Below are 17095 nucleotides of genomic sequence, written 5' to 3' on the forward strand. Positions count from 1 at the left end.
GCCGGCTGGGCCTTTTCCCCGTCGGGAGAATATGATTCAACCGCTGCCGGCGGGACAGTGGAATCGTGAGCAGGGGGCAGATGGCCAGGGAAACGCGCGGCGATTTCTACCCGGTGCCGATCGTCGATCACAATACGCGGCCCGGCGCGGTGACCAGGCTGGTGATCTTCATCGTCGTCCTCACGGCTGCGGCGATCGTGTTCGGCATCTTCCGCGAGCGCTTCGGCGATCCGTTCCTGCTGGGCATGCTGGGCGTGCTGGCGATGATCGGCGTCGGCTTCCTGTTCGCCACGGCCATCGGCTTCCTGCAGTTCTCGCCGCGTTCGTCGGGTGACGACCTTTCCAAGGCGTTCGTCGATTCCATGGCGCAGGGATTGCTCGTCACCGACGCCAAGGGCCGGGTGGTCTATGCCAACCGCGCCTATGCCGAGATGACGGGCGCGGCTTCCGCCGCCGACCTGAGGACCGTCGAGGGCCTGCTGTCGGACGTGCCGGAAGCGGCGGCGACCATCGACAGGCTGGCGTCGGGCCTGCGCGACGGCCAACCCGGCGATGGCGAATTCCGCCTCGCGCATTCGATCCGCCCCGGCGCCGAGTCCGGTGCGCGCTGGTATCGGACGCGGGCGCGCACCTTCAAGGTACCCGGCCAGCGCCAGCCGCTGCTGGCATGGCAGCTCGCCGACATTTCCGACGAGCGGGCCGAGCAGGAGCGTTTCTTCCTCGACCTACAGAAGGCCATCGACCACCTCGACCACGCGCCGGCGGGGTTCTTCTCGGCCGACCAGGAAGGCCGCGTCACCTATATCAACGCCACGCTGGCGGAATGGCTGGGCATCGACCTCGCCTCCTTCACGCCGGGCGCCATCACGCTTTCCGAAATCGTCGCCGGTGACGGCATGGCGCTGGTCCGTTCGGTGAAGGCCGATCCCGGCACGACGCGCAACGCCGTGATCGACCTCGATCTCACCACGACTTCCGGCAAGATGCTGCCGGTGCGCTTCATGCACCGGCTGACGGCGAGCCGCGAGGGATCGAGCGGCCCGACGCGCACCATCGTGCTCAACCGCACGCAGGGCGAGGACGCCTCTGCCGACCTGCGCGCCTCTGAGGTGCGCTTCACGCGCTTCTTCAACTCGACGCCGATGGCGATCGCCGGCGTCGACCACGACGGCCGCATCCTGCGCACCAACGCGCCGTTCCTGTCGCTGTTCGGGCCGGTGGTGGACCGTGACGCGGTGGACCGCAAGGTCCGCTTCGACACCGTCATCCACGAGCGCGACCGCCCGGCTTTCGCGGCGGCGCTCGAAAAGGCCAGCCAACGGCAGGCCGACATCGCGCCCATCGATACCGTCCTGCCCGACAACGAGGAGCGGCATATCCGCTTCTACGTCAACGCCATCGCCGACGGCACCGGCGGGGAGGGGGCGGAGGAGGCGGCCATCGTCTACGCGGTGGACACGACCGAGCAGAAGGCGCTGGAAGGCCAGATGGCGCAGAGCCAGAAGATGCAGGCGGTGGGGCAACTCGCCGGCGGCATCGCGCACGACTTCAACAACGTGCTGACCGCCATCATCATGGCGTCCGACCTGCTCCTGACCAACCACCGGCCGTCCGATCCGTCCTTCCCGGACATCATGAACATCAAGCAGAACGCCAATCGCGCGGCCTCGCTCGTGCGGCAGTTACTGGCCTTCTCGCGCAAGCAGACGCTGCGGCCGGAGGTGCTCACCCTGACCGACGTTCTGGCGGACCTGCGCATGCTCTTGGCGCGGCTCGTCGGCAGCGACATCAAGCTCAGGATCGACCACGGTCGCGACCTGTGGCCGGTCAAGGTCGATATCGGCCAGTTCGAGCAGGTGGTGGTGAACCTGGCGGTGAACGCGCGCGACGCCATGCCCTCGGGCGGCGACTTGACGGTGCGCACGCGCAACGTGCCCGGCGACGAGAGCGGCACGTTCGCGGCCTATCGCGAGCTGACGCCGGGAGACTATGTGCTGGTCGAGGTGGAAGACAGCGGCAGCGGCATCGCGCCGGACGTGCTGAAGAAGATCTTCGAGCCGTTCTTCACCACCAAGGAAGTGGGCAAGGGCACCGGCCTCGGCCTGTCGATGGTCTACGGCATCATCAAGCAGACGGGCGGCTTCATCTTCTGCGATTCCGAGGTCGGCAAGGGAACGACGTTCCGCATCTTCCTGCCGCGCCACATCGCCGAAGCGAAGAAGGCGGCGGAGACGGGATCGACGGCGGTCGACGGCGAGCGGCCCGCCGAGGCGGCGCCCGCGCCCAAGCCGGCCGAGGCCCGGGACCTCTCCGGCTCGGCCACCGTGCTTCTGGTCGAGGACGAGGACGCGGTGCGCATGGGCGGCATGCGCGCGCTGACCTCGCGCGGCTACACCGTGCACGAGGCGTCGTCCGGCGTCGAGGCGCTGGAGGTGTTCGATTCGCTCGACGGCAAGATCGACATCGTCGTTTCCGACGTCGTCATGCCCGAGATGGACGGACCGACGCTGCTCGGCGAGCTGCGCAAGCGCCAGCCGCACATCAAGTTCGTCTTCGTCTCCGGCTATGCCGAGGATGCGTTCGCCAGGAACCTGCCGGAAGACGCGCAGTTCGGATTCCTGCCGAAACCCTTCTCGCTCAAGCAACTCGCCACCGTCGTCAAGGAAGTGCTGGAGGCCTAACGGCGCACGATACCCCGCGAAAGGTCCAAAAACGAGCCTTTCGTCACGGTGTACGATTGTTGGCGCGCGCCGGTGGTGTCATGATGGCATCGTGGGGGTGCGATGACGCCGCACAACGAGGCCGAGAGGGACGACTATGCAGGGACGGTGCTGCTGGCGGGAGACCCGCAGCGCGCCCGATGGATCGCGGAGACGTTTCTGGAGGCGCCGCGCTGCGTCAACCGGCGGCGCGAGGCTCTCGGTTTCACCGGCACTTTCCGCGGCTCTTCGATCAGCGTGCAGACGACCGGCATCGGGGCGTCCTCTTTCCTGATCTACACGCACGAATTGCTGGACCACTTCGGCCCGCGAACGCTGATCCGCATCGGCACATGCGGCGGGCTGACCGGCGCGGCCGCGCTGCGCAGCCTGGTGATCTCGAGCGAGGTGCGGGGCGAGGATGCGGTGAGCGGTCAGGTCTTCGGCCTCTACGATGCGCGGGATTGCCGGCCCGACCCGGATCTTCTGCGCCGGGCGCTCGAAAAGGCCGGGGAACTCGGCATCGCCTGCCGGGCAGGCCTGACCGTTTGCAGCGACGTCTTCTATCATCCGCGCGGCTCCGGCATCAGCCGCTTCGCCGCGGCGCAGGCGGCCGGCGCCATCGCCGTCGACATGGAGACCAGCGCGCTCTACCGCATCGCCGGCCACTTCGGCGCGCGGGCGCTGTCGATCTGCACGGTGGTCGACAACATCGCCACCGGCGAGGAAACCGACTATGCCGAGCGGCAGGCGCTTTTCACGGACATGACGAGGCTCGCCCTCGAGGTCGCCTGCGCGTCCTGACTTGCGGCCGTTCTGCGCGGGCGGCGGTCAAGGGCGCGGGCGGGTTGCCTTTTGCACCGCAACAGACTATATGCGCGCCCATTCCACACACGGACTTTGGTGTCTGTCCGGGAGAAATCCGGCGGAAACCTCCGGTGGCGGTGAGGTCAGGCCATCTGAACAGCTCTGCTTTCAGGCCGGTTTGCCGAAATCGTCAAGTGTCCGTGGAGGTCAACCGGAAAGGAAATGAGAATGGCTCTGCCCGACTTCAGCATGCGCCAGCTTCTGGAAGCTGGCGTTCACTTCGGCCACCAGACGCATCGCTGGAACCCGAAGATGGCGCCCTACATCTACGGCGCCCGCAACAACATCCACATCATCGACCTGTCGCAGACGGTGCCGCTGCTGCACCAGGCGCTCAAGCAGGTTTCCGACGTCGTCGCCCGCGGCGGCCGCGTGCTGTTCGTCGGCACGAAGCGCCAGGCTTCGGACATCGTGGCGGACGCCGCGCAGCGTTCGGCGCAGTACTACGTCAATTCGCGCTGGCTCGGCGGCATGCTGACCAACTGGAAGACGATCTCCAATTCGATCCAGCGCCTGCGCAAGCTCGACGAACTGCTTTCCGGCGGCGAAGCCCAGGGCTTCACCAAGAAGGAGCGCCTGAACCTCGACCGCGAGCGCGAGAAGCTCGACAAGGCGCTGGGCGGCATCAAGGACATGGGCTCGACGCCCGACCTGATGTTCGTCATCGACACCAACAAGGAGGCCATCGCCATCCTCGAGGCCAAGCGCCTTGGTATCCCGGTGGTGGCGATCGTCGATTCGAACTGCGATCCGGACAAGGTCGATTTCCCGATCCCCGGCAACGATGACGCCGCGCGCGCCATCCAGCTCTACTGCGACCTGATCGCCAAGGCCGCCATCGACGGCATCGCCCGCCAGCAGGGTGCGCTGGGCGTCGACATCGGCGCTTCCGCCGAAGCCCCGGCCGAGCCGGCGCTGGAGGAAGCTCCGGTCGCCGAGACCCCGGCCGCCGAGGCGCCGGAAGCCTGAGAAGGCGAAGGCCGGCCCCGGCCTTCACATTCCTGAAATCACGGCGTGCCAGAGCATTTCCAGCAAAAGTGTGAAACGGTTTTGCGTCCGGAAATGCGTAGAGAACGGTCCGCCTGAATCAACGGCGCATCATCGAGCTTTCGATGGTGCGCCCGCGCATTGAAGCCCCTGCCGGGGAAAATGCGCGTTTCGAGACAAAGAGGCATTCAATGAGCATTTCAGCAGCACAGGTCAAAGAACTGCGCGACCTGACGGGCGCCGGCATGATGGACTGCAAGGCGGCGCTGGCCGAGACCAACGGCGACATGGAGGCGGCGGTCGACTGGCTGCGCGCCAAGGGCATCGCCAAGGCCGACAAGAAGGCCGGCCGCGTCGCGGCCGAGGGCCTGATCGGCGTCGAGGCGGGCGTGCGCGAGGCGGCCATCGTCGAGGTCAACTCCGAGACCGACTTCGTCGCCCGCAACGACGCCTTCCAGGCGATCGTCGCCAACGTCGCCAAGGTGGCGCTCGCCTACGGTTCGACCGAGGCGGTGGCCAACGCCAAGTATCCCGGCTCCGACAAGACCGTCACCGAGACGATCAAGGACGCCGTCGGCACCATCGGCGAGAACCTCGGCTTCCGCCGTTCCGAGAAACTGACGGTCTCGCAGGGCGCGGTCGCGACCTACATCCACAACGCGGTGGCCGACAATCTTGGCAAGCTCGGCGTGCTGGTCGCCATCGAGACGGCCGGCGACGCACACAAGGCCAGCGCCTTCGCGCGCCAGGTCGCCATGCATGTCGCGGCGACCAACCCGCTGTCGCTGGACGTCGATGCGCTGGACCCGGCCGCCGTCGAGCGCGAGAAGGCGATCTTCTCCGAGCAGGCCCGCCAGTCCGGCAAGCCCGAGAACATCATCGAAAAGATGGTCGAAGGCCGCCTGCGCAAGTTCTACGAGGAAGTCGTGCTTCTGAAGCAGGCCTTCGTGCTCAACCCCGACCTGACGGTCGAGAAGGCGCTGAAGGAAGCCGAGAAGGACATCGGCGCCCCGGCCAAGATCACCGCCTACCTGCGCTTCGCGCTGGGCGAGGGCATCGAGAAGGAAGAGACCGACTTCGCGGCCGAGGTCGCGGCGGCGGTCAAGAAGTAAGCCCTGCCGCAGGCAGTTTCACCAGGGGCGCCGCGTGACATCGCGGCGCCCTTCGTGTATCGGGTCGCATCATCATTGAGACGCGCCGTGCGGCGTCGGGCGATTTGTCCGGCCGCCTTCGCCACGATCCCGAGGACCAGATGACGGCCAAGCCCCTCTACCGACGCGTGCTTCTCAAGGCGTCGGGCGAAGCCCTGATGGGCGAACAGCATTTCGGCATCGACGTTTCCGTCGTCGACCGCATCGCAGCCGACATCGCCGAGGCGAGGGCGCTCGGTGTCGAGGTCGGCGTCGTCATCGGCGGCGGCAACATCTTCCGCGGCGTGGCCGTCGCTTCCAAGGGCGGCGACCGGGTGACCGGCGACCATATGGGCATGCTCGCCACCGTCATCAATTCGCTGGCACTGCGCACTTCGCTCAACAAGATCGGCGTCGAGTCCGTCGTTCTCTCCGCCATCGCCATGCCCGAGATTTGCGAAAGCTTCTCGCAGCGCCAGGCCACCGCCTACATGGACCAGGGCAAGGTGGTGATTTTCGCCGGCGGCACCGGCAATCCCTTCTTCACCACCGATTCGGCGGCGGCGCTGCGCGCGGCCGAGATCGGCGCGGACGCCCTGTTCAAGGGCACGCAGGTGGACGGCGTCTATTCCGCCGACCCCAAGAAGGACCCGAACGCGACGCGCTTCGAGCGCATCAGCCATGCCGAAGTCATCACCAGGGGCCTTTCCATCATGGATACGGCGGCGATTGCCCTTGCGCGCGAAAACAACATCCCGATAATCGTCTATTCGATCCACGAAAAAGGCGGTTTCGGCGAAATATTGAAAGGCGGCGGCCGCTGCACGGTGGTCGCGGACGATTGATCCGAAGCGGATCCGGACAAAAGACAGCAAGGCCGACCGACAGGCCGGGAGACAGGAATGACTGGCGACTACGACGATCTCAAGCGGCGCATGGACGGGGCGATTGCCGCCTTCAAGCACGACCTGGCCTCGCTGCGCACCGGCCGCGCATCCTCCAACCTGCTCGATGCCGTCCAGGTGCAGGCTTACGGCTCGGCCATGCCGATCAACCAGGTGGCCAACGTCACCGTGCCGGAGCCACGCATGCTTTCGGTTTCGGTGTGGGACAAGTCGATGGTCGGCGCCGTCGACCGCGCCATCCGCGAATCCAATCTCGGCTTCAATCCGATCGTCGACGGCACGACGCTGCGCATTCCGCTGCCGGAACTCAACGAGCAGCGGCGCAAGGAACTGGTGAAGATCTCGCACACCTATGCCGAGAACGCCCGCGTCGCCGCGCGCCATGTGCGCCGCGACGGCATGGATTTCCTGAAGAAGGCGGAGAAGGACGGCGACATCAGCGAGGACGATCACCGCAAGCAGGCGGACCGCGTCCAGAAGCTGACCGACGAGATCATCAGCACGATTGACAGCCTTCTGACCGAGAAGGAAGCGGAGATCATGCAGGTCTGAGCGGACCTGCCGAAAGCGGAACGATGGCAACTCCCGCGCATGTCGCGATCATCATGGACGGAAACGGGCGCTGGGCGAAGGCCCGTGGCCTGCCGCGCCTCGCCGGCCATCGCGCCGGCGTCGAGGCGTTGCGCAAGACCGTCCGCGCCGCGCCCGGCCTCGGTATCTCGCACCTGACCGTCTACGCCTTCTCCTCCGAGAACTGGTCGCGGCCGAAGTCGGAAGTCAGCGATCTGATGGGCCTGCTCAAGCTGTTCATCCGCCGCGATCTCGCCGACCTGCACCAGAGCGGCGTCAGGGTGCGCGTCATCGGCGACCGCGACGGCCTGCAGCCCGACATCCGCGCGCTATTGGAAGAAGCCGAATCGCTGACCGCCCGCAACGGCGCGCTGAACCTCATCATCGCCTTCAACTACGGCGGCCGCGACGAGATCGTGCGCGCCGCGCGCAAGCTCGCCGAAGCTGCCGCCGCCGGCACCATCGCGGCCGATGCCATCACCGCCGACAGTTTCGCCGGCGCGCTCGACACCGCCGGCCTGCCGGACCCCGAACTCGTCATCCGCACCAGCGGCGAATTGCGCCTGTCCAATTTCCTGCTCTGGCAGGCGGCCTACAGCGAACTCGTTTTCCTGCCCTGCTACTGGCCGGATTTCGGCCCGGAGCAGCTTGCCGAGGCGCTGCATGCCTTCGGCCGCCGCGAACGCCGCTTCGGCGGGCTGGCCCCGCAGGACATCGCCCTGTGAGCGCATCATCATGAGCAACCTTCAGGTGAGGGTCATCTCGGCGGTCGTGCTGATCGCCCTGATCCTGGTGCCGACCTGGTACGGCGGGGTGCCGTTCCGCCTCGTCGCCGTCCTCATCGCCGGCGCGGTCTTCTACGAATGGGTGCGCATGGCGCGTTTCGGCGGCGAACTGAAGCCTCTCGATTTCCTGCCGGGCGTGCTGATGCTGGTCTTTCTCGCGGCCCTTGCCGCCGGCCTGCCGGCACTGGCGCTGCTCGTCCTGCTCGTGGCCCTGGTGGCCGTCGCCGCGATCGTGGCTGCGATGCGCCGGGACGGGGCAGGGCGCTGGGATGCGTCCGGCATAGCCTATGCCGGCCTGTCCGGTCTCTCGCTCGCCCTGCTGCGCGGCGACGACCATTCAGGCCTGCTGGCGATCCTGTTCCTGTTCGCGGTGGTGTGGGCGACCGACATCCTCGCCTATTTCGTCGGCCGGGCCGTCGGCGGGCCGAAACTGGCGCCGTCCATCTCGCCCGGCAAGACGCGGAGCGGCGCGCTCGGCGGCGCCGTCGGCGGCGTGGTCGCCGGTGTCGTCCTGGCGGTGATCGCGGGGGCGGGCAATCTTGCCTGGCTGGGCATCGTCGCGCTCATCCTGTCTGTCGTCTCGCAGGCCGGCGACCTGTTCGAATCGTGGGTGAAGCGCCGCCACGGCCGCAAGGATTCCAGCCAGCTCATCCCCGGTCACGGTGGCGTGATGGACCGGGTGGACGGGCTTGTCGCGGCCGCCTTCGCGCTGTACCTCATCGGCTGGGCGGCAGCTTCGGCGGATCATCCGGCGCACGGCCTGTTCGCGGGCTGACGCCAATGCAGCAGGCAGGCGACGTCACGGATTTGCCCGCAGTGGCGGCACATTCAGGCAAGCGGACGGCAGGCAGGCGGACGGCAGGCATCCGGACAATCGAGGGCGACAGGTGAACGAACTTTTGCATGCCCTCACGAGCACTGAGGGAATCCTGATCGGCACGCTGGTGCCGTTCCTGTTCGTGCTGACGGTCGTCGTGTTCGTCCACGAGATGGGCCACTATCTCGTCGGCCGGGCTTGCGGCATCGGCGTCAACGCCTTCTCCATCGGCTTCGGCCCCGAGTTGATCGGCTTCAACGATCGCCACGGCACGCGCTGGAAGCTGTGCGCCATCCCGCTCGGCGGTTACGTGAAGTTCGTCGGCGACATGAACGCCACGTCGAGCCCGACCGATCCGGAGACCGCCGGGCTCAGCGAAGCCGAGCGCAAGGTGGCTTTCCACACCCAGCCGGTCTGGAAGCGCGCGGCTACGGTCTTTGCCGGCCCGCTGTTCAACTTCCTGCTCACCATCGCCGTCTTCGCCGTCCTGTTCGCCGCCTATGGCCGCTACGTGGCGGAACCGATGGTGGCGTCGGTCACCGCCGGCAGCCCGGCCGCGGAGGCCGGCATCATGCCCGGCGACCGGTTCGTCAGCGTCGACGGCGAGAAGGTGGAAACCTTCGCCGACGTGCAGCGCCTAGTCTCGGGCCGTGCGGGCGACGCCATCACCTTCGTCATGCTGCGCGACGGCAAGGACGTCACCGTCGTCGCCACGCCAAGGCTGATGGAGCAGCAGGACGCGCTCGGCAACAAGGTGCAGGTGGCCATCATCGGCGTGGTCAACAACCAGGAAGTCGGCCAGCCGCGCCTCGTCACCTATACGCCCGTCCAGGCGCTCGGCGTCGCTGTGGAAGAAACCGGCCATATCATCGAGCGCACCGGGCAGTTCCTGAAGCGCTTCGCCGTCGGGCGAGAGGACAAGTGCCAGCTCGGCGGGCCGGTGAAGATCGCCGGCATGGCCGGGCAGGCCGCCAAGCTCGGTTTCGAGTGGCTGGTGCAGCTCGTCGCGCTGCTGTCGGTCGGCATCGGCATCCTCAATCTGCTGCCGATTCCACCGCTGGATGGGGGGCACCTGTTGTTCTACGCGGTGGAGGCCGTCATCCGGCGTCCGGTGTCGGAAAGGATGATGGAGGCGATGTATCGCACCGGTTTCCTGCTGGTGCTCGGCTTCATGGGGTTCGTTTTCTGGAACGATCTGTTTGGGTGCTGAAATCATGAAGAAATTCGACTTCAGACCGTCGGTCGTTCAGCGCCCGTTTACCATGCCGGGGGATAGGCGTGACGCGAAAGCCACGCCGAACGGTGAAGTAAATACAAATTAACCAGAAGCCTTGCGTGTAGGGAAAATCCGGTTATTACGGTACGGGAAATAGACCGCACGTCCGGTTTTCTCGCCGTGGGGACTACGAGAAAAAGGTTCTTAAGCCCGATGAAGGCAGTATCCAAGCTTCTGAGCGCCGCGTCCGCGGCGGCCTTGTCCGCCGCTTTGGTTGTGCCGGGCGCTGTGGTCGTTCAGTTCGCCGCCGTTTCGTCTGCCGAAGCCGCGGTGGTCAGCCGGGTCGAGGTGCGCGGCAACACGCGCGTCGAGGCCGAGACGATTCGCAACTACATCCAGATCAAGCCGGGCAAGTCCTTCTCCAGCGGCGACGTCGACCAGGCCGTGAAGGCGCTGTTCGGCACCGGCCTGTTCTCCGACGTGCAGATCAACCAGGTCGGTTCGGCGCTGGTGGTCACCGTTTCCGAATACAAGGTCGTCAATCAGGTCCTGTTCCAGGGCAACAAGAAGCTCAAGGACGCGCAGCTCGCCAACACGGTGCAGCTGAAGCCGCGCAGCTCCTTCTCGCAGGCGACGCTCGATGCCGACGTCGAGGCGGTGAAGGCGGCCTATGCCCATATCGGCCGCGACGACGCCAATGTGACGACGCAGATCATGGATCTGGGCGACAATCGCGTGAACGTCGTCTTCAACATCAACGAAGGCGGCCGCACCAAGATCGCCGCCATCAACTTCGTCGGCAACCACGCCTATTCCTCGCGCCGGCTGGCCGACATCATCAATACCAAGCGCAGCAGCATGCTGTCCTTCATGCTGCGCGACGACGTTTTCGACGAGAACAAGCTGAAAGCGGACGAAGAACTGCTGCGGCGCTTCTATTACAACCACGGCTACGCCGACTTCCAGGTCGTCTCGGCCTTTGGCGAACTCAACGACCAGACCAACGAATACACCGTGACGATCACGGTCAATGAAGGCGATCGCTACACGTTCGGCGACGTCAGCGTCGACAGCACGATCCCGGAGCTCGATTCGAAGTCGCTGGAATCGGTGGTCGAATCCCGCAAGGGTGACGTCTACAGTGCCAAGGACGTCGAGAATTCCATCATCGCGCTGACCGAGAAGGTGGCGGGACAGGGCTACGCCTTCGCCCAGGTGACGCCGCGCGGCGACCGCAACTTCGAGAACCACACCATTTCGGTCGTCTACACCGTCGACCAGGGCACGAAGGCCTATGTCGAGCGGATCGAGATCCGCGGCAACACGCGCACGCGCGATTACGTGATCCGTCGCGAATTCGACGTGAGCGAAGGCGACGCCTTCAACCAGGTTCTCATCCAGCGCGCGAAGAAGCGGCTGGAAGCTCTCGATTTCTTTGAGAAGGTCGACATCTCAACCGCACCCGGTTCCGAGCCGGATCAGGTGGTTCTGGTGGTCGACGTGGTCGAGAAGGCCACCGGTGAATTCTCCATCGGCGCCGGCTATTCGACCGGCGGCGACACGCCCGGCGCGTCGATCCAGGGCTCGATCACCGAGCGCAACTTCCTCGGTCGCGGTCAGTTCATCCGCGTGTCGGCCGGCGGCGGCAAGCATTCGCGCGACTACGGTTTCTCCTTCACCGAGCCGTATTTCCTCGGGCAGCGCATCGCGGCCGGCTTCGACGTGTTCCGTTCGACGCGCGAATACGACGACTACGACGTCCAGACGACCGGCGGCACGGTCCGCTTCGGCCTGCCGATTACGAGCAACATCACCACGCAGGTCGCGTATAATATCTCGGAGGAGAAATACTCCTACGATGATAATTGTGACGCCAATGACGATGGTGTGCCCGATGCGGGCTGCTATGTTTCGAAAGCTATTCAGGACGGTATCGAGAACAGCCCGTGGCTGAAGTCGTCGGTCAGTGCCAACCTGATCTACAACACCATCGACGACACCAAGAACCCGCATTACGGCATCTACGCCAACCTGGGTGCGGAATTCGCGGGTCTCGGCGGCGACGCCAAGTACTACAAGCTGACCGCGCGCGCTTCGGTCTACCAGACGCTGTCAGAAGAGATGGATATCGTCGGCCTCGTGTCGGGCGGCGCCGGTTACATCGCGGGCTATGGCGACAACGATCTGCGCGTTTTCGACCATTTCCAGAGCACCGACCGCATCATTCGCGGGTTCGATTTCAATGGCATCGGTCCTGCTGCCTACAAGAACGGCATCGACGGGGCGGCCGGCTACGATCATCTTGGCGGCACAACCTATTTCAATGCTTCGGTCGAAGCGCAGTTCCCGCTGCCGATCGTGCCGGAGAGCCTCGGTCTGCGCGGTGCCGTTTTTGCCGATGCCGCGACGTTGTACGGCAACAAGGTTGACCGTCATGTCGGGACCCCTGAAGAGTTCCAAATCGTTTCATCTGGGATGAAGTGGCGCGCCTCGGCCGGCGTCAGCCTGATCTGGGCGTCGCCTTTCGGTCCGTTGCGTGTCGACTATGCGGTCCCGCTGGCCAAGCAAGACACCGACGACGTGCAGGAATTCAACTTCGGCATATCGACCCGCTTCTGATCGCCGCAAGGCGGTGCCTCCGGACCTCCCAGGCCCGGAGGCGAGCGACTAGCTGGACATTGCTCGCGAATGAAGGATCCGGTGTTCTTTGTGCCTTCACGCCGCTATACGGTGGCTGAGGTCGCGAACCTGACCGGCTCGGAACTGTCCAATTCCGCCTATTCCGAAACCGTCATCGAAACCATCGCCTCAGCCGGCGACGGCGGCGGTTCTGCGCTCGTTTTCGTCGAGGGCAAGCGCAACATCGGCCTGATGGAGACGCTGCGCGCGGCCGCCGTTCTGTGTCCGCGCGAATTCGCCGACAAGGCGCCCACCGGCGTCGCCGTTCTCGTCAATCCGCGCCCGCAGCAGGCTTTCGCCATGGTCGGGCGGCTGATGTTCCCGGCCGCCGCCACGCCCGATACGCTGACGGCAGAGACGGGTGTTTCGCCGCGCGCCCATGTCGATGAAAGCGCTCATATCGAGCCGGGCGCGATCATCGAGGCCGGTGCCGTCGTCGGGCCGGATGCGGCCATCGGCAGTGGCACCATCGTTGCGCCGAATGCCGTGGTGGGGCATTCGTGCCGCATCGGCCGCGACAGCTATATCGGGCCGAACGTCAGTGTCCGCTACGCCTTGATCGGCAACCGCGTCGTCATCCATGGCGGCGCCCAGATCGGCCAGGACGGCTTCGGTTTCGTCGGTGGCGCCAGGGGGCCGGAGCGGATTCCGCAGATTGGCCGCGTCATCATCCAGGACGATGTCGAGATCGGCTCCAACACCACCGTCGATCGCGGCGCCATGGCCGACACGATCATCGGCGAGGGCACCAAGATCGACAACCTCGTGCAGATCGCCCACAACGTGCGCATCGGTCGCGGCTGCCTCATCGCCGGGCATTGCGGCATTTCCGGCTCGGTCACCATCGGCGACTTCGTCATGCTGGGCGGGCGCGTCGGCATCGCCGACCACCTGACCATCGGCGACCGGGTGCAGGTGGCGGCGTCGGCCGGCCTGATGTACGACATTCCGGCCGGCGAGCGCTGGGCGGGCCTGCCGGCCCAGCCGATGCGGGATTTCTTCCGCGAACTGTCGGCGATCCGCAACTTCACCAAGCACGGGAAGGGAGACAAGCATGGTTGAAGCGGCCGGCTCGACGCTCGAAGCGGTCGACATCGTGGGGCTGATGAAGCTTCTGCCGCATCGTTATCCGTTCCTGATGATCGACCGCATCGTCGACATCGACGGCGACAATTCCGCTGTCGGCGTCAAGAACGTGACGATGAACGAACAATATTTCCAGGGCCATTTCCCGGGCCTGCCGGTGATGCCGGGCGTGCTCATCGTCGAGGCGATGGCGCAGACGGCCGGCGCCATCTGCATCCGTGCCGCCGGCGTGGCCAAGCCTTCGCTGGTCTATTTCCTCACCATCGACGGCGCCAAGTTCCGCAAGCCGGTGGTGCCGGGCGACCAGTTGCGCATTCAGGTAAAAAAGCTCAAGAAGCGCGGCAACCTCCTGAAGTTCGCTTGCGAGGCGATTGTGGACGGCGGCAAGGTCGCCGAGGCCGAAATTCAGGCGATGATGGTCGTCGACGAGTAGAGAACGGGTATCCATGCAGGACCAGACAGTCATTCATCCCTCGTCCGTCATCGAGCCGGGCGCGCGGATCGGCAGCGGCGTGCGCATCGGCCCGTTCTGCCATGTCAGCGCCGATGCGGTGATCGGCGACCGCGTCGAACTGATCGGGCATGTCTCGGTGCTGAACGCCACCACCATCGGCGAGGGCAGCAAGGTCTATCCGATGGCGACACTCGGCGCCCCGCCGCAGAACAACAAGCACACGGGTGGCCGCACCACGCTGATCATCGGCGCCAACTGCACCATCCGCGAAGGCGTGACCATGCACGTCGGCACCGATACCAGCCGCGGTGAGACGATCGTCGGCGATAACGGCAATTTCCTCGCCTATACGCACATCGCGCACGACTGCGTGGTGGGCAGGAACGCCACCTTCGCCAACGGCGCCACACTGGGTGGACACTGCGAAATCGGCGACAACGTCAACATCGGCGGCCTGACCGCGGTGCATCAGTTCGTGCGCGTCGGCGACAACGCCTTCCTTGCCGGTTGTTCTGCCATCGTCGGCGATGTCATCCCCTACGGTCTGGCGTCCGGCAACCGGGCCAAGCTGCGCGGTTTCAACATCATCGGCCTGAAGCGTTCGGGCATGCCGCACAGCGAACTTCACGCCATGCGCCGCGCCTACAAAATGATCTTCGACCATGCTCATCCCATGGCCGAGAACGTCGAAAAGGCGAGAGCTGAATTCTCCGGTTCGCCGAACATCATGAAGATCGTCGATTTCCTCTCCACCCGTGAAAAGCGCTATTTTATTGTGCCGCCGCTGAAGGGTGGTGGCAGCGACGGCAATGACGAGGACTGAGGCGCAGCAAGGCCTGCAACTCGCATCCGGGGCAAGGCCCGGCATCGTCGCTGGTGGCGGCGTGCTTCCGCAGGCAGTGGCGCGGGCGCTCAAGGCCCTCGGCAGCGATCCTTTCGTGCTGATCCTGGAAGGCGAGGCCGAGCCGGGCACGGTGCTGGAGACGTGCGAGCACGAGACGCGCCCGCTGGAGGATATCGGCAAGCTCGTCAGCATATTGAAGCGCCATCGCGTCACCCATCTGGTGATGGCGGGCGAGATACGCCGCCGTCCGAAACTGTCGGCGATACGCCCCAGCCTCGGCCTCGTCACCTTGCTGCCCAGCGTCATCGCGGGCCTCGGCAAGGGCGACGACGGGTTGCTCAGGCTGATCATGCGATGGCTGGAAAAAAGCGGCATCCATGTCGTCGGCGCCCACCAGATCGTGCCGGAACTGCTAGCCATGGAAGGGTCCTGGACGAAGGCGAGGCCGAAGGCTGCGGACTGGCGCGACATCGAGGCCGGACGCGCCGCCGCCGAAGCGATCGGTGCGCTCGACATCGGGCAGGGGGCCGTCGCCATCGGCGGCCGCGCCATCGCGCTGGAGGGCATAGAGGGCACCAACGGCCTGCTGGAGCGGGTGCGCGACCTGCGCGGCCATGGGCGGCTGGCGGGCAAGACGGGCGGCGTGCTGGTCAAATGCCTGAAGCCCGGACAGGAATTGCGCGCCGATCTGCCGACGGTCGGGCCGACCACCGTCGAGCTTGCGCATGCGGCGGGCCTGTCCGGCATCGCCGTGGAAGCAAGCCGCTCGCTGGTCATCGACGGGCCGGAGCTCGTCGCCCGCGCCGATGCGCTCGGCCTGTTCGCGCTCGGCTTGTCCGCGCGGGAGGATCGTCATGGCGGCTGAGCCGTTGAAGATCGCCATCGTCGCTGGCGAGGAATCGGGCGACCTGCTCGGCGCCGACCTGGTGCGCGCCTTGCGCAAGGCCACCGGACGCGAGGTGCGGCTGGTCGGCGTCGGCGGCCGGCATCTCGCCGGACTCGGCCTGCAGTCGGCCTTCGACGCGGGCGAGATCGCGCTGATCGGGTTGAGCGCCATCATCCGCGACCTGCCGCGGCTGATGCGCCGCATCGGCCAGGTGGCGAGCCTCGTGGCGCAGGAAAAGCCGGATTGCCTCGTCACCATCGACAGTCCGGATTTTTCGCTGCGCGTCGCCCGCAAGGTGCGCGCGGCCGCCCCCTCGATCCCGATCGTCCACTATGTCTGCCCGAGCGTCTGGGCCTGGCGGCCGGGGAGGGCGCCGGCGATGCGCCCTTATATCGACCGTATCCTGTGCCTGCTGCCGTTCGAGGCGAAGGAACTGGAACGGCTGGGCGGCCCGCCCGGCACCTTCGTCGGCCACCGGCTGACGCAGGACCCCGGCGTGCTCGCCGCCGCCGCCGAGCAGGCGAAGCCGCGCGACTTTTCGCTGGACCGCACCAAGACGCTGCTGATCCTGCCCGGCTCCCGGCGCGGCGAGGTGCGCCGCCTGATCGAGCCGTTCGGCGAAACCGTCGCCATCCTGGGCCGGCGTGGCCACAAGATGCGGCTCATCCTGCCCACCGTGCCGCATGTCGCCGATCTCGTCCGGTCCGCGACGGCGAACTGGAACGAACGCCCCGAAATCGTCATCGATCCGCAGGGCAAATGGCGCGCCTTCGGCCTGGCGGACGCAGCCCTGATCGCATCGGGCACCGTTTCGCTGGAACTGGCGCTGAGCGGCGTTCCGATGATCTCCTGCTACCGTTTCGATCCGGTCATGCAGGCGGTGCAGAGTCTGGTGAAAATCTGGACGGGGGTGCTGCCGAACCTCATCGCCGACCGGCCGGTGGTGCCCGAAAGCTACAACAGCTATGTGCGGCCGATGTCGCTGGCGCGCTACATCGAGGGGCTGTGGAGCGACACGCAATTGCGTGGGTGGCAGAAGGACGGCTTCGCCGAAGTGCGCCGGCGCATGACGACGGCGAAACCGTCGGGCGAGATCGCGGCGGCGGCGGTAATGGAACTGGTGAAAGGCAGTAGGGCAGTGGGGCAGTAGGGCAGTAAGGCAGTCTGCGA

The 17095-nt window shown here is 66.0% G+C and carries 15 protein-coding genes; all 15 read left to right on the forward strand.

Going from position 1 to position 17095, the window contains the following annotated elements; all coding sequences use genetic code 11:
* The first annotated feature begins 80 nt into the window (after positions 1-80).
* A complete protein-coding gene (gene cckA, locus E6C48_RS02620; protein ID WP_136354005.1) occupies positions 81-2681 on the forward strand; it encodes a cell cycle histidine kinase CckA in 2601 nt (866 codons plus the stop codon).
* 102 nt (positions 2682-2783) lie between these two features.
* A complete protein-coding gene (locus E6C48_RS02625) occupies positions 2784-3503 on the forward strand; it encodes a purine-nucleoside phosphorylase (protein WP_136353676.1) in 720 nt (239 codons plus the stop codon).
* Between the two features lie 231 nt (positions 3504-3734).
* Entirely contained in the window at positions 3735-4535 is an 801-nt protein-coding gene (gene rpsB, locus E6C48_RS02630) for a 30S ribosomal protein S2 (protein WP_136353678.1), read from the forward strand.
* Positions 4536-4744: 209 nt separating this feature from the next.
* The gene (gene tsf, locus E6C48_RS02635; protein WP_136353681.1) at positions 4745-5665 is read left to right on the forward strand and encodes a translation elongation factor Ts; all 921 of its coding nucleotides are present in this window, start codon (positions 4745-4747) and stop codon (positions 5663-5665) included.
* 140 nt (positions 5666-5805) lie between these two features.
* On the forward strand, positions 5806-6528 hold the full coding sequence (gene pyrH / locus E6C48_RS02640) for a UMP kinase (RefSeq protein WP_136353683.1): 723 nt from the start codon (positions 5806-5808) through the stop codon (positions 6526-6528).
* Between the two features lie 57 nt (positions 6529-6585).
* On the forward strand, positions 6586-7140 hold the full coding sequence (frr, locus tag E6C48_RS02645; protein ID WP_136353685.1) for a ribosome recycling factor: 555 nt from the start codon (positions 6586-6588) through the stop codon (positions 7138-7140).
* Between the two features lie 23 nt (positions 7141-7163).
* Entirely contained in the window at positions 7164-7883 is a 720-nt protein-coding gene (locus E6C48_RS02650; protein WP_136353688.1) for an isoprenyl transferase, read from the forward strand.
* A gap of 10 nt (positions 7884-7893) precedes the next feature.
* On the forward strand, positions 7894-8718 hold the full coding sequence (locus E6C48_RS02655) for a phosphatidate cytidylyltransferase (protein ID WP_136353690.1): 825 nt from the start codon (positions 7894-7896) through the stop codon (positions 8716-8718).
* A gap of 112 nt (positions 8719-8830) precedes the next feature.
* On the forward strand, positions 8831-9970 hold the full coding sequence (rseP, locus tag E6C48_RS02660; RefSeq protein ID WP_136353692.1) for an RIP metalloprotease RseP: 1140 nt from the start codon (positions 8831-8833) through the stop codon (positions 9968-9970).
* 219 nt (positions 9971-10189) lie between these two features.
* Positions 10190-12595, forward strand: coding sequence for an outer membrane protein assembly factor BamA (bamA, locus tag E6C48_RS02665; protein WP_136353694.1), 2406 nt, complete (start codon positions 10190-10192; stop codon positions 12593-12595).
* A gap of 69 nt (positions 12596-12664) precedes the next feature.
* Complete coding sequence (gene lpxD, locus E6C48_RS02670) at positions 12665-13717, forward strand: UDP-3-O-(3-hydroxymyristoyl)glucosamine N-acyltransferase (RefSeq protein ID WP_136353697.1); 1053 nt, start codon at positions 12665-12667, stop codon at positions 13715-13717.
* Positions 13710-14174 (forward strand): 3-hydroxyacyl-ACP dehydratase FabZ, encoded by a 465-nt coding sequence (gene fabZ / locus E6C48_RS02675; RefSeq protein ID WP_136353699.1) that lies wholly within the window; start codon positions 13710-13712, stop codon positions 14172-14174. Before lpxD ends, fabZ begins: the two co-directional genes overlap by 8 nt.
* 13 nt (positions 14175-14187) lie before the next feature.
* The gene (lpxA, locus tag E6C48_RS02680; RefSeq protein ID WP_136353701.1) at positions 14188-15018 is read left to right on the forward strand and encodes an acyl-ACP--UDP-N-acetylglucosamine O-acyltransferase; all 831 of its coding nucleotides are present in this window, start codon (positions 14188-14190) and stop codon (positions 15016-15018) included.
* On the forward strand, positions 15005-15904 hold the full coding sequence (locus E6C48_RS02685; RefSeq protein WP_136353703.1) for an LpxI family protein: 900 nt from the start codon (positions 15005-15007) through the stop codon (positions 15902-15904). The genes lpxA and E6C48_RS02685 overlap by 14 nt, the downstream gene beginning before the upstream one ends.
* Positions 15894-17075, forward strand: a complete 1182-nt coding sequence (gene lpxB / locus E6C48_RS02690; protein WP_206086426.1) for a lipid-A-disaccharide synthase — start codon at positions 15894-15896, stop codon at positions 17073-17075. The genes E6C48_RS02685 and lpxB overlap by 11 nt, the downstream gene beginning before the upstream one ends.
* The last annotated feature ends 20 nt before the right edge of the window (positions 17076-17095 follow it).

The sequence above is a fragment of the Ollibium composti genome (genome assembly GCF_004801285.1).
Classification (GTDB): Bacteria; Pseudomonadota; Alphaproteobacteria; order Rhizobiales; family Rhizobiaceae; genus Mesorhizobium; species Mesorhizobium composti.